Source organism: Streptomyces sp. TLI_171 (assembly GCF_003610255.1).
Classification (GTDB): domain Bacteria; phylum Actinomycetota; class Actinomycetes; order Streptomycetales; family Streptomycetaceae; genus Kitasatospora.
Window position 1 is genome coordinate 5,270,234 of the sequence record NZ_RAPS01000001.1, and the last position, 13,515, is coordinate 5,283,748.

A 13,515-nucleotide genomic window follows, 5' to 3' on the forward strand; every position below is an offset into this window, starting at 1 on the left:
GCGTTGTCACGAGCCCCGGAGATCTACTCGGCGGCGGCGAGTCCCTTCGGAGGGGTAGACTTGAACGTGTCTGGCCGGACGCATGTCCGGGCATGCCCTGAGCGCACCTGCGTGGGCTGCCGCAAGCGCGCGGCCAAGCACGAGCTGCTGCGTGTCGTGGCGGGCGAGGACGCCTACGTCCCCGATCCGCGCGGCACACTGCCGGGCCGGGGCGCGTATCTGCACCCCGTACCGACCTGCCTCGACCTCGCGGTCCGCCGTCGGGCGTTCCTGAGGGCCCTCCGGGTCCCGGGCGCACTCGACCCCGGTGCACTGCGGGAGCATGTCGAGGCGGGGGCACCTCCGGCCGACGGCCGGGAGAGGGACGGCGTACCGCCGACCCGCTGACGGGCACTGCGCCCGGCAACACGCACCAGCGCACGGCAGCGCTACGCCGCCGTGCGCCCCAGTCAGGTACACCTCGCGAGATGGAAGTAGGTCGAGATTGCGATGAGCACTCGATGAGTACGCGATGAGTACGCCCATGAAGTAACAGCAGTCCGGCGGACGAATACCCCGGACGCATAGACAGGAGCGAAGTGGCTAAGGTCCGGGTATACGAACTCGCCAAGGAGCTTGGCTTGGAGAGCAAGGCCGTCATGGCCAAGCTCACCGAGCTCGGTGAGTTCGTCCGTTCGGCGTCCTCGACGATCGAGGCGCCGGTCGTGCGCAAACTGACTGACGCTTTGGGAGCGACCCCGCCGTCCGGCGGCGCGTCCTCCGCGAAGCCTGGCCCGCGGAAGCCCGCGGCACCCCAGCCGACCGGCGGCGCCGGTTCGGCCGCACCCAAGCCGGGTGCGCCCACCCCCGGCCCGCGTCCCGCTGCGGCGCAGGCCCCCCGTCCGACCACCCCCGCGCCCGCCGCGGGCTCGGCTGCGCCGAAGCCCGCCGGTGCGCCGGCCCCGGGTCCGCGTCCGGCGGCTCCCGCCCCGGCCGCCGCGCCCGCGCCGGCTGCGGAGTTCTCCTCCCCGGCTCCGGCCGGCGAGGCTCCGGCGCGTCCGGCCGCCCCGCGGCCGGCCCCGGCCAACCCCGCGGCCCGTCCGGGCCCGCGTCCGGCCGGTCCGCGTCCGGGCAACAACCCCTTCACCTCGGGCGGCGCGTCGGGCATGGCCCGTCCGTCCGCCCCGCGTCCGGCCGGTGCGCCGGGTGGCGAGCGCGGTCCCCGTCCCGGTGGCGAGCGCGGTCCCCGTCCGGCCGGTGCGCCGGGTGGCGAGCGTGGTCCCCGTCCCGGTGGCGAGCGCGGTCCCCGTCCGGCCGGTGCGCCGGGTGGCGGTGCTCCGCGTCCGGGCGGCGCCCCGTCCGGTGAGCGCGGTCCCCGTCCCGGTGGCGCTCCGCGTCCCGGTGGTCCGGGTGCCGGCGCCCCCCGTCCCGACGGCATGCCGCGTCCGGCCGCTCCGCGTCCGGGCGGTGCGCCCAGCCCGTCCGGGATGCCCCGTCCGAACCCCGGCATGATGCCGCAGCGTCCGGGCCCGCGCCCGGGTCCGGGTGCCGGTGCGCGTCCGGGTGGCCCCGGTGCGCGTCCGGGTGCTCCGGGCGGTGCCCGTCCCGGCTTCCAGGGCCGTCCGGCCGGTCCGGGCTCGCGTCCGGCCGGCGGCGGCTTCGGCGGCCCCCGTCCGGGTGGCGGCGCCGGTGGCGGCGGTGGCGGCTTCGGTGGCGGCGGCGCCCGTCCCGGCGGCTTCGGCGGTCGTCCCGGTGGCCCGGGTGCCCGTGGCGGCACGCAGGGCGCCTTCGGTCGCGGCCCCGGTGGCCGTCCGGCCCGTGGCCGGAAGTCGAAGCGCGCGAAGCGCCAGGAGTACGAGGCCATGCAGGCCCCGTCCGTCGGCGGCGTGATGCTGCCGCGCGGCAACGGTTCGACCGTTCGCCTGTCGCGCGGTGCTTCGCTGACGGACTTCGCGGAGAAGATCAACGCCAACCCGGCGGCGCTCGTCTCGGTGATGTTCAACCTCGGTGAGATGGTCACCGCCACCCAGTCGGTCTCCGACGCCACGCTGCAGCTGCTGGCGGACGAGATGGGCTTCGTGCTGGAGATCGTCAGCCGGGACGACGAGGACCGTGAGCTGCTGGAGTCGTTCGACATCGACTTCGGTGTCGACGAGGGCGACGAGGAGCAGCTCGCTCCGCGTCCGCCGGTGGTGACCGTCATGGGTCACGTCGACCACGGCAAGACCCGACTGCTGGACGCGATCCGCAAGACCAACGTGGTCGCGGGCGAGGCCGGCGGCATCACCCAGCACATCGGCGCCTACCAGGTCGTCACCGAGGTGAACGGCGAGCAGCGTCCGATCACCTTCCTCGACACCCCGGGTCACGAGGCGTTCTCCGCCATGCGTGCCCGTGGTGCCAAGTCCACCGACATCGCGATCCTGGTGGTCGCGGCCAACGACGGTGTCATGCCGCAGACGGTCGAGGCGTTGAACCACGCCAAGGCCGCGGGCGTGCCGATCGTGGTCGCCGTCAACAAGATCGACGTCGAGGGCGCGGACCCGACCAAGGTCCGCGGTCAGCTGACCGAGTTCGGTCTGGTGGCCGAGGAGTACGGCGGCGACACCATGTTCGTCGACATCTCCGCCCGCCAGGGCCTCAACATCGAGGAACTGCTGGAGGCCGTGGTCCTGACCGCGGACGCCTCGCTCGACCTCCGGGCCAACCCGGAGCAGGACGCGCAGGGCATCGCGATCGAAGCCCACCTGGACAAGGGCCGCGGCGCCATGGCGACGCTGCTCGTCCAGCGCGGCACCCTGCGGGTCGGCGACTCGATCGTGGTCGGCGACTCCTACGGCCGCGTCCGCGCGATGCTGGACGAGAACGGCAACAGCCTCACCGAGGCCGGCCCGTCCCGTCCGGTGCTGCTGCTCGGTCTGACCTCGGTGCCCCGCGCCGGCGACAGCTTCATCGTCGTCGACGAGGACCGCACCGCCCGTCAGATCGCCGAGAAGCGCGCCGCCCGCGACCGCAACGCCTCGATGGCCCAGCGCCGCGTCCGCGTGTCGCTGGAGGGCTTCGAGGCAGCGCTGGCCGCCGGCAACATCGAGAAGCTCAACCTCATCATCAAGGGTGACGTCTCCGGTTCCGTCGAAGCCCTCGAGGACGCCCTCGTCAAGCTGGACGTCGGCGAAGAGGTCGAGCTGCGGGTGCTGCACCGCGGTGTGGGTGCCATCACCGAGTCCGACGTGGACCTGGCGATGGGCTCGGACGCCATCATCATCGGCTTCAACGTGCGCGCCGAAGGCCGTGCGCGCACCGCGGCCGAGCGCGAGGGCGTCGACATCCGGTACTACTCGGTCATCTACCAGGCGATCGAGGAGATCGAGGCCGCGCTCAAGGGCCTGCTCAAGCCCGAGTACGAGGAGGTGCGCCTCGGCTCCGCGGAGATCCGCGAGGTGTTCCGCTCCTCCAAGTTCGGCAACATCGCCGGTGTGCTCGTCCGCGAGGGCATCATCCGCCGCAACACCAAGGCCCGCCTGCTGCGCGACGGCAAGGTCGTGGCGGAGAACCTCAACATCGAGGGTCTGCGCCGCTTCAAGGACGACGCGACCGAGGTCCGCGAGGGCTTCGAGGCCGGTGTCACGCTCGGTTCGTTCAACGACATCAAGGTCGAGGACGTCATCGAGACCTACGAGATGCGCGAGAAGCCGCGCTCGTAACTGGTGCTGAACCGGGGTCGGCCGGCGGGGTGCTTTATCCCGTCGACCGGCCCCGGCCGCGCTGTTAGGGTCCTGGCTGTTCGGGAATTCCTTCGAGGCCCCCAGGCCGGCCAGGCCTGTCACACATGTTCGTCGGAACACTGACGTTCGACCTGCTCCTCGGCGACGTGCACTCGCTGAAGGAGAAGCGGTCGGTCGTGCGGCCCATCGTGGCCGAACTGCAGCGCAAGTACAGCGTGTGCGCTGCCGAGGTTGGGAACCAGGATCTGCACCGCAGGGCCGAGATCGGCTGTGCGGTGGTGTCCGGCGACGCCGGGTACGTCAGCGAGATCCTGGACAGCTGTGAGCGGCTGGTCGCCGGCCGCCCCGAGGTGATGCTGCTCTCCGCCCGGAGGCGCTACCACCACGACGGCGACGAATGACCTGCGGGAGTCACCACCGTCACACCCGCACAGAACCGAGAGCGCCCACAAGGCTGGGCGCGGGCAGGTACGTTGGGAGAGGGCCCCACCGGGTGAGGTCATGACCCGGGTACCGCGCCTACTGCACGAGGAGGCAACGTGACCGACACCGCAAGGGCGCGCAAGCTCGCCGACCGCATCCAGGTGGTCGTGGCGGAGACCCTGCAACGCCGGATCAAGGACCCGCGTCTCGGGTACGTCACCATCACCGACGCCCGGGTGACCGGGGACCTGCGCGAGGCCACCGTCTTCTACACGGTCTACGGCGACGAGACCGAGCGGGAGTCCAGCGCGGCCGCACTGGAGAGCGCCAAGGGCATCCTGCGCTCCGAGGTCGGCAAGCAGACCGGGGTGCGGTTCACCCCGACCCTGACCTTCGTCGCCGACGCCCTGCCGGACAACGCCCGGAACATCGACGACCTGCTGGACAAGGCGCGGCTCTCCGACGCCGCCGTCCGCACCGCCGCCGCCGGAGCGACGTTCGCCGGCGAGGCGGACCCGTACAAGGCGGCGCGCGACGACGACGAGGACGAGTGACCGTGGCCGGGGAGCCGGCCGAGTCCGGCGCCGCGAGGGCGGTCTCCACCACTCAGGTGGAGACCGCCCTCGCGGTGCTTCCGGGCCCTCGCAGCGAGTCACCGGCCGAATCCGCGGCGGCGCCGGCCGACGGCCGGTTCGAGGCCGAGTGGCAGCGGGCGCTGGAACTGGTCGCGGGCAGCGACGAGATCGACCTGATCTGCCACATCTGCCCGGACGGCGACGCCCTCGGCTCCGCGCTGGCCGCCGCACTGGCGCTGCGCGGCCTGGGCAAGCGGGTACGGGTGTCCTTCGGCGACGACCCGCAGGTGATCCCCGAGTCGCTGTCCTTCCTGCCGGGGCAGGAACTGATCGTGCCCGCCGCCGCGGTGCCCGCCGAACCGGCGCTGGTGCTGGCCTTCGACGCCGCCTCCGAGGACCGGCTCGGCCTGCTCCGCGACAAGGCGTTCGCGGCCGGTGAGCTGGTCGTCCTGGACCACCACGCCTCCAACCCCGGCTTCGGCACCGTCCGGCTGATCGACCCGTCCGCGCCCGCCACCGCGGTGCTGGTGGACGAGCTGCTGCGGCGGCTGCGGGTCCCGCTCGACCAGGCGATCGCGACCTGCCTGTACACCGGCATCGCCACCGACACCGGCTCGTTCAAGTACCGGGCCACCACGCCCGCCACCCACGAGATGGCCGGGCGGATGCTCGCCACCGGCATCCGGCACGACCTGATCTCCCGTCAGCTCTGGGACACCACCTCCTTCGGCTACCTGAAGGTGCTGGCCGGGGCGCTGGAGCGGGCCGCGTTCGAGCCCGAGGAGGCCGGCGGGCACGGGCTGGTGTGGACCTGGGTGCCGTACCAGGACCTGGCGCTGTTCGGGGTCACCGTGGAGGAGATCGAGGGCCTGATCGACGTGCTGCGCAAGCCCGCCGAGGCGGAGGTCGCGCTGGTGCTCAAGCAGGACCCGGACGGCACGCTGCGCGGCTCCTGCCGCTCCAAGGGCGCGGTCGACGTGGCCGCGGTCTGCGCGCGCCTGGGCGGCGGCGGGCACGTGTACGCGGCCGGGTTCAGCGCCCGGGAGACCGTGGAGGACACCGTGGAGCGGTTCCGGGTGGCGCTGGCGGCGGAGAGCGCGCGCTAGGCTCGTCCGGTCCGTGCCCGGGCGAGCGGTGCCCTGGGCCGGCGGCGTCCGGGCCGCGGGCCGGCCGCGCAGGAATGCGCGCAGACAGCGAAACGATTGATGCAGCGATGAAGCGTAAAGGGACGGGCCCCGACGGCCTGGTCATCGTCGACAAGCCGGAGGGCATCACCTCGCACGGGGTGGTCGCCAAACTCCGCTGGCTGGCCGGGACCAGGAAGGTCGGCCACGCCGGCACCCTCGACCCGATGGCCACCGGCGTGCTGGTGATCGGCGTGGAGCGGGCCACCCGGCTGCTCGGGCACCTGATGCTCACCGCCAAGACCTACGAGGCCACCGTCCGGCTCGGGCAGACCACCGTCACGGACGACCGGGAGGGCGAGGTCACCGCCTCGACGCCCGCCGACGGCGTCGCCCGGGAGGCGGTCGACGCGGAGGTCGCCAAGCTCACCGGCGAGATCATGCAGGTGCCGTCCAAGGTCAGCGCGATCAAGATCGACGGCAAGCGCTCGTACGCCCGGGTGCGGGAGGGCGAGGAGTTCGAACTCGCCGCCCGGCCCACCACGGTGCACTCCTTCACGGTGCACGGGGTGCGCCCGGCCGTCGCCGAGGACGGCACGCCGGTGCTGGACCTCGACGTGACGGTGGAGTGCTCCTCCGGGACGTACATCCGGGCGCTGGCCCGGGACCTGGGCGCGGCGCTCGGGGTGGGCGGCCACCTGACGATGCTGCGGCGCACCAAGGTGGGCCCGTACTCCGTCGAATCGGCGCACACCCTGGAGGAGCTGGAGCAGAAGCTGGAGGTGCTCCCGATCGCCGACGCGGCGGCGGCCGCCTTCCCCCGCTGGGACGTCGACGCCGAGCAGGCCAAGCTGCTCTCCAACGGCATCCGGCTGCCCGCGCCCGGCCTGGGCGTGGACGGGCCGATCGCGGTCTTCGACCCGGACGGGCGGTTCCTGGCCCTGATCGAGGAGAGCGGCGGCCGTGCCAAGCCGGTCGCGGTGTTCGTGGGCTGACGGCCCTTCGGGAAAGCGGACCGCGAATCGGCGCCGCTCGATAGAGTGTTCTCCTCATTGGCCGGGTTCGCCTGGAGGGGGAGCATCGTGAGGTTCCGTCGTGCTGTGCCGGCCCTGGTGGCCGTCGCCACCGCCGTGCTGGGTCTGGGGCCGGTCGGCGGCGCGGGTGCCGACACCGGGCCGACGGGGGAGTGCCTGCGCCGGGGCCAGCAACCGTACGCCGGGTTCTTCCACCCGCGGGTGTGCTCGGAGACCGACAACGGCGAGGTCCGCGGCCAGTACCGGAACCTGCCGGCTGTCTTCTGGGCGTCCGCGGCCAACTACTTCGACCTGGTGATCACCAACAACTCGGATCACGAGGTCGCCGTGTCCGTCGGCATCGCCCCGGGCGACTCCGACAACGCCTACGGCTCGACGCGCGGCCTGATCCGGTACAAGAACTCCCCGCAGGACGCGGACTGGCGGATGCCGGCCGAGCCCGACATCGACTACCGGCTCGTCTGGGACTACATCGACGGGCCGGACGGCGACCGGACCGACCTCCCGAACGGTCTCCGGGCCGTTCCACCGCACCAGGAACGGGTGTTCCCGATCCTCATCGACTACCGCTCGTACTACTACCTGGCGGGCATGGAGATCGAGACCAACGTGGCGGAGCACGTGCTGCAGGACGGGCAGTGGACGCGCGTGGACGATCTCAAGCTGTTTCAGACGGTGAACACGGTGCTGCAGACCGGCTCGCCGTCGGCGAGCAGTTCGGCCTCCGGCAGTGCGTCGCCCTCGCCCTCGCCGTCGCCGTCGCCGTCGCCGTCGGTCTCCGGTTCCGCGTCCGCTTCTGCTTCTGCTTCTGTTTCGGGGTCGGCCTCCGCTTCGGCGTCGCCGTCCGGGGCGGCCTCGTCGAGTGCACCCGTCCTGGTCTCCGGGGCGCCGTCGGCGTCGGTGTCGGCCGGGGCGCCCGCGGTGGGGAACACCCCGGTGTCCGGGCTGGCGTCGACGGGCGGCGGGGAGACGTCGTTCACCGTCGCGTGGTGCGGGGTCGGCGCGGTGGTGCTCGGCGGCGGGCTGGTGGTGGCGGCGCGGCGCCGGAGGGCCGGCGGCCGCTGAGTCCTGACGGTGTGTCGACGGCCCCGGCGGAGTGATCCGCCGGGGCCGTTCGCCGCGTCAACGCAGGGCCAGCCGCCAGTCGTTGCTGCGCAGGAAGCGTCCGGAGCGCCTCGGGTACTCGAAGGCGCAGGGCCCGGCATTGGTGAAGCCCAGGCGGGCGCAGAGGGCGTTGGACGGGGTGTTGTCGACCGCCGGGAAGGCGTGCAGCACGGCCGGGACGGACGGGTCGGCGGCCGCCTCCGCGCGCAGCAGGGCGATCATCGCGCGTCCGGCCGCTGCGGCCAGGCCGCGGCCCTGGAACTCGGGCAGCACGTTCCAGCCGGTCTCCAGCACCTGCGCGCCCTGCCAGTCGCGGCGGTGGAAGGCGATCGACCCGGCCGGCCGGCGGTCGGCGAGGACCGCGAACATCATGCCGCCCCGGGAGGGGAGTTCGAGGTAGCGGCGGTGCCGGCGCAGCAGCTGCCCGGGCGTCTCCGGGCCGCCGACATGACGGCGCATCAGCGGGGTGTTGATCCGCTCCAGCAGCTCGAGATGTGCCGCGGACCAGGGTTCCAGCCGGATGTCCATGACGGCAGGGTGGACCGGCGGTCCGGGTCGGCGCGAGCGGATTTCCCCCGGCAGCGGACGGCGGCGCCGCCGCTACGGCCCGGTACGGAGCGGTACCCGACGGGCCGTGAGCGAGGGGGTGGCGCCGCCCGGCTCGCGGTCGTCGGCGGGGGGCGCGCGGAGTGAACCGGTGTGGTGAGAGGGGCGTGCGAGGTGCCGTGGGTCTGGTGGGGGGCAAGCTGACCGCGTCGTGGACGGCGGCCGTACCCCGGCCCCGTCGGGGCGGGCCCGGCCCGGCGGGAGGACTGGCCAGATGGGCGAGGGTGCAAGCGCCGGCTTCGCGGGGGATCCGGCACAGGCGCTGCTGCGGATCAGGGACGCGCACGGCCGACTGTGCGGGCTCGGCTTCGTCGCCGACCGGTACGGCACGGTGGTCACCGCGCACGAGGCGGTGGCGGGCCTGCCCCGGCTGGTGCTGCACACCCCGGGCGGGCAGTCCAGGGTGCTCGGTCCGGAGAGCGTCGACCTGCTCCCCGACCGCGGCCTCGCGCTGCTGCGGACGGACGCCGTCGGCGGCGTCCCCGGGCCCGCCCTGCCGATCGGGCGCGGCCCGGCGGGAAGGGCCGTCGCGGTGCCCTGCCACCGCTGGGAGGACGGCGCGCCCGTGCTGGTCCGGGGCGGGCCGCTCGGCCGGGAGAGCGGACGCTGCGCCGACGGCGCGCAACTGCGGCCGGTGCCCGGCGTCCTGGTGCTCGACCTCCCGGTCACCCCGCTCGCCGGGGCGCCGGTGCTCGACCCCGACACCGGCGCGGTGCTCGCCGTGGTCGCCCCCCGGATCCGGGCCGTCGAAGGCCCCGGCGTGGCGGCCGTCCCGCTCACCGTCGACGCCGCCGCCCCCGCCGGGGACCCGCTCGGCGCGCTGCTCGCCCGCAACGGCGCCGCGGTACCGGCGTTCGGGCGGGCGCTCAACCTGGGCGGGGCGCTGCGCCTGACGGAGACCCAGCTGGAGACCGCCGCCGCCGGGCCCGGCCGGATCGCCGAACTGGCCGCCGACCGGGTGGACCGGCCCGACGGACTCAGCGGCGAGGAACCGCAGGACACCCTCACCGTGCTGCTCGGCGACACCGGCAGCGGCCGGAGCACCGAACTCGCCGCCCTCGCCGTCCGCCGGGCCGGCGCCGCACAGCCGCTGCCCACCCTCTGGCTGCGCGGCGCCGACCTGGCCGCCGGCGACCGCGCCCTCGGCGACCCGCTGCGCCGCCGACTCGCGGACGCCGCCCGGGCGTTGGGCGTCCCCGAGCCCGACCCCGGCGAGCTGGCCGACCTGTGCGCCGACGCCGGCCGTCCGCTGCTGGTCGTGCTCGACGGCCCCGAGGAGGCGCCGCTGGCACTCTCCGCCCGCTGGCTGGCCGCCGGACTGGACTGGCTGCGCGGCCACCGGGCCCGCGCGCTGGTGGCCTGCCGCCCCGACGGGTGGGAGCAGCTCGGCCCCTGGCGGGCCGCCGCCCGCGCGCTCTGGCTGGGCCCGCTCACCGACGACGCCGCGGCCCGCGCCGGCCGCCGCTACGGCCTGCCCGAGGCCTTCCTCGCGCCCGCCGACCGCGGCCACCCGCTGGCCCTGCGGCTGGCCGGCGAACTGCGCACCGCGGGCGTGCACGGCCCGGTCGGCAGCCGCACCGAACTCTTCGACGGCTGGCTCGACCTGGCCTGCCTCACCGTCGCCCGCCGGGTCGCCGTCGCCCCCGGCGGGCAGCGCCGCCACCGGCGCGGCGACCCCGTCCCGCCCGGCGAGGACGCCCGGCAGGTGCGGCGGCTCGCGGCCGTGGCGGCGGGCCGCCTGCACGAGGCCGCCCGGCTGATGCTCGGCGCGGGCGACGGGGCGCTGCCCGCAGCCGAGTTCGAGCGGCTCTTCCCGGCGGCGGGCGGCTGGGCCAGGGCGGTCCGCGAGGAGCGCCTGCTCGTCCCGGCGGGCGCCGGGCACCGGGCCGGGCACGAGGAGTGGGGCGAGTGGCTGCAGAGCCTGCACCTCGACCTCGACGCGGCGCTGCGGCTGCTGCTGGAGGAGGACGGGGGAGGGACCGAGAACGGCCCCGCGGGCGGCGGGAGTCCGGCGGACCGGCCCGGGCAGGACGATCCGCCGGTGACGGCCGGTCGGGGCGCGGGCGTCGACGGCCACGCGGGTGGCGCCGGGGCGGTGACGGCCGATCACGGCGAGAGTGGTGACGTCCCGGCGGAGGTGGCGGCCGGTCGGGACGCGGGTGTCGACGGCCACGCGGGTGGCGCCGGAGCGGGGGCGGCGACGGCCGGTCGGGGTGCGAGGGGCGACCGTCCCGCAGGGGGTGTGGGGACAGTCGTGGTGACGGGCCGTCAGGAGGTCGCCGGGGTCGACGGGTGCCCGAGTGGCACGGGGGAGGACCGGCAGGCCCAGGGATTCGTCGGGCGGGGACGGGTCGGGGTGGTGGTGGGCGCGGTGCGGCGGCTGGGGGCGCTGCGGGGAGTCGCCGCGCTGGACGTGTGGCTGCACCGGATCCGGCTGGCCCTGGAGCGCTCCGAGCGCGGGGGCGAGGCCGACTGGTGGGCCGGGCGGCTGCTGGCCGAGGGCCTCGCGGGCAGCCCGGACCCGGCCGCGCACCGGGAGCTGCTGGAGCTGCTGGCCGAACGGGCCGGCCGGGACGAGCGGTTCGGCCCGGCGTTCTGGGCCGGCCTGCCGCTGCCGCGGGCCGACCGGCTGGCGCTGCTCGGCCGGCTCGCGGAGGGCGCCGGGCCGGGCCCCCGCGCGGTGCTCCGGGACGCCGCGGCGGAGCTGCTGGCGGCCGACCCGCACGGCGTGCTGCCGCTGCTGTGCGGCTGGTTCGCGGCGGGGGAGGGCGCCGCCGAGCTCGCGGAGGGGCTGCTGTACGAGCACCGGGCGCTGGCGCTGGACGAGCTGACCGAGGCGCTGGTCGGCGCCGCCCACCCGCGCGCCGACGCGCTGCTCGGCCGGCTCGCCGAACGTGAGCCGTCCGCGCTGTGCCGGGCGGTCGACCGGTGGAGCCACGACCCGCGCCCGGAGCGGCACGTCGCGGCGGCCGTGCACGCGCTGCGGACCGCCCCGCACGCGGCCGGGTCCGGCGCGAAGCTGCTGCGGCTGGCCGCCCGGACGCTGCTGGCCCGGGAGGACGAGCCGGCGCTGCACGGCGCCGCGCTGGCGCTGCTGGTGCGCGACCCGCAGGCCGGCGCCGAGCACCTGGCGGCGGCGCTGGCCGCGTACCGGGCCGGCGATCCGTTCCTGACCGCGGAGGTGCTGGCGGAACTGCTGGAGGCGTTTCCGGAGCAGGTGCTGTCGGCGGTGCGCGAGCGGCTTCGGGTGCCGGGGGCGCGGGTCGGCGACGGGCTGCGGGTGCTGCACCGGGCGGCCGACCCCGCGGTGGTGCGCTCGGGGGCGCTGTTCGCGGCCGAGTTGCTGCGGGACGGGCCGGAGCGGGCCGAGGCGGTGGCCGGCTACCTGGACCGGCTGCTGGACGCCGGGCAGGACGGCCGCCCGCTGCTGCCCGCCGTGCTGGCGGCGGGGCCCGCGGCCCGGGCCAGGTTCGCGCCGGTGCTGGCAGCGCCCGGCGACGGCCGGGAGGCCCTGCTGGAGGCCCTGCTGGCGGCCGAGCACGACCCGGTGGTGCTGGCCGCCGTGGTGGAGGCGCTGGCGGCCCGGCACGCCGGTCACCCGGAGCGGCGGGTGCGCCACCTGCTGGGCCGGATCGCCGAACGCTGGCCCGACGCGGACGCCGTCCTGGTGCGCTGCGCGGGCCGCTGGGCGGGTTTCGCCCGGCTGCTGGCCGACTGGCCCGAGGACGCCCCGCCGCCGCCCGCGGGGCCCCGGCTGACCAGGATGCGGACGCTGACCTCGGCCGGTCGGGACCCGCAGTACGCCGCCGCGGAGGCGGAACGCCAGGTCGACCGGCCCGGCGGCCGTCTGACCGGTCACACCAAGGGCCTTCCGGTACCTGGACAGGGCCGGTCGCATGGCACGCTATAGGAGTTCGGTTTCGGTCTTTCGAGTGCACGGGTGTGCACACCGTAGGAACAAGGAGCGGTCAGGTGCAGCGCTGGCACGGCCTGGAGGAGATCCCCGGGGACTGGGGGCGCAGCGTCGTCACCATCGGATCGTTCGACGGGGTCCACCGCGGACACCAGTTGATCATCAACCGGGTGGTGGAGCTGGCCGCGGAGTTGGGGGCGAGGTCGGTGGTGGTCACCTTCGACCCGCACCCGAGCGAGGTGGTCCGGCCGGGCAGCCACCCGGCGCTGCTCGCCCCGCAGCCGCGGCGGGCCGAACTGGTCGAGCAGCTGGGCGTGGACGCCGTCCTGGTGCTGCCGTTCACCGCCGAGTTCTCGAAGGAGTCGCCCGAGTTCTTCGTGCAGTCGGTGCTGGTCGACGCGCTGCACGCGAAGGCCGTGGTGGAGGGCCCCAACTTCCGCTTCGGGCACCGGGCGGCGGGCGACGTCGAGCTGCTCGCCGAACTCGGCCGGGCCGAGGACTTCACGGTCGAAGTGGTCGACCTGCAGGTGCGCGGGGCCGCGGGCGACGGCGAGCCGTTCTCGTCCAGCCTGTGCCGCCGGCTGGTCGCGGCCGGTGACCTGGCGGGCGTCGCGGAGATCCTCGGCCGCCCGCACCGGGTCGAGGGCGAGGTGGTCCGCGGAGCCCAGCGCGGCCGCGAACTCGGCTACCCCACCGCCAACGTGGACACCGTGCCGCACTCGGCGATCCCCGCCGACGGCGTGTACGCGGGCTGGCTGACCGCCGACGGCGAGACCATGCCCGCCGCGATCTCGGTCGGCACCAACCCGACCTTCGACGGCACCACCCGCACCGTCGAGGCGTACGCCATCGACCGGGTCGGACTCGACCTGTACGGGCAGCACGTGGCCGTCGACTTCCTGGCCTGGCTGCGCGGCATGGAGAAGTTCGACACCATCGACGCGCTGCTTGAGCGGATGGCCGAGGACGTCAAGCGCGCCCGGGACCTCACCGCCCGGGACTGACCGGCGCACGCCGGAAGGCCCCCTGCGG

Annotated in this window: 10 protein-coding genes; 9 read left to right on the forward strand and 1 reads right to left on the reverse strand. The window is 75.4% G+C overall.

Annotated features, from left to right (window positions below; translation table 11 throughout):
* Positions 1–66 precede the first annotated feature (66 nt).
* From BX266_RS23950 to BX266_RS23980, 7 genes are all read left to right on the forward strand, one after another.
* On the forward strand, positions 67–387 hold the full coding sequence (locus tag BX266_RS23950; RefSeq protein ID WP_099908226.1) for a YlxR family protein: 321 nt from the start codon (positions 67–69) through the stop codon (positions 385–387).
* 191 nt (positions 388–578) lie between these two features.
* The gene (gene infB, locus BX266_RS23955) at positions 579–3,683 is read left to right on the forward strand and encodes a translation initiation factor IF-2 (RefSeq protein ID WP_099902983.1); all 3,105 of its coding nucleotides are present in this window, start codon (positions 579–581) and stop codon (positions 3,681–3,683) included.
* Positions 3,684–3,808: 125 nt separating this feature from the next.
* Positions 3,809–4,105, forward strand: coding sequence for a DUF503 domain-containing protein (locus BX266_RS23960; RefSeq protein ID WP_099902985.1), 297 nt, complete (start codon positions 3,809–3,811; stop codon positions 4,103–4,105).
* A 138-nt stretch (positions 4,106–4,243) separates the two neighbouring features.
* Entirely contained in the window at positions 4,244–4,681 is a 438-nt protein-coding gene (gene rbfA / locus BX266_RS23965; protein WP_099902987.1) for a 30S ribosome-binding factor RbfA, read from the forward strand.
* Between the two features lie 2 nt (positions 4,682–4,683).
* The gene (locus tag BX266_RS23970) at positions 4,684–5,808 is read left to right on the forward strand and encodes a bifunctional oligoribonuclease/PAP phosphatase NrnA (protein ID WP_259464824.1); all 1,125 of its coding nucleotides are present in this window, start codon (positions 4,684–4,686) and stop codon (positions 5,806–5,808) included.
* Between the two features lie 107 nt (positions 5,809–5,915).
* On the forward strand, positions 5,916–6,821 hold the full coding sequence (gene truB / locus BX266_RS23975) for a tRNA pseudouridine(55) synthase TruB (protein WP_099902989.1): 906 nt from the start codon (positions 5,916–5,918) through the stop codon (positions 6,819–6,821).
* A gap of 87 nt (positions 6,822–6,908) precedes the next feature.
* Entirely contained in the window at positions 6,909–7,925 is a 1,017-nt protein-coding gene (locus tag BX266_RS23980) for a hypothetical protein (protein ID WP_143686982.1), read from the forward strand.
* A gap of 57 nt (positions 7,926–7,982) precedes the next feature.
* Here the strand turns inward: BX266_RS23980 and BX266_RS23985 are convergent, their stop codons facing one another.
* Complete coding sequence (locus BX266_RS23985; RefSeq protein ID WP_099902992.1) at positions 7,983–8,492, reverse strand: GNAT family N-acetyltransferase; 510 nt, start codon at positions 8,490–8,492, stop codon at positions 7,983–7,985.
* Between the two features lie 292 nt (positions 8,493–8,784).
* Between BX266_RS23985 and BX266_RS23990 the strand changes: the two genes are divergently transcribed.
* Entirely contained in the window at positions 8,785–12,480 is a 3,696-nt protein-coding gene (locus tag BX266_RS23990; RefSeq protein ID WP_099902994.1) for a serine protease, read from the forward strand.
* A gap of 62 nt (positions 12,481–12,542) precedes the next feature.
* A complete protein-coding gene (locus BX266_RS23995; protein ID WP_099908230.1) occupies positions 12,543–13,487 on the forward strand; it encodes a bifunctional riboflavin kinase/FAD synthetase in 945 nt (314 codons plus the stop codon).
* Positions 13,488–13,515: the final 28 nt, after the last annotated feature.

Coding starts and splice junctions, on each gene's coding strand:
- BX266_RS23990 (WP_099902994.1), top strand. CDS start 8,785: ATGGGCGAGGGTGCAAGCGCCGGCTTCGCGGGGGATCCGGCACAGGCG.
- truB (WP_099902989.1), top strand. CDS start 5,916: ATGAAGCGTAAAGGGACGGGCCCCGACGGCCTGGTCATCGTCGACAAG.
- BX266_RS23985 (WP_099902992.1), bottom strand. CDS start 8,492: ATGGACATCCGGCTGGAACCCTGGTCCGCGGCACATCTCGAGCTGCTG.
- BX266_RS23960 (WP_099902985.1), top strand. CDS start 3,809: ATGTTCGTCGGAACACTGACGTTCGACCTGCTCCTCGGCGACGTGCAC.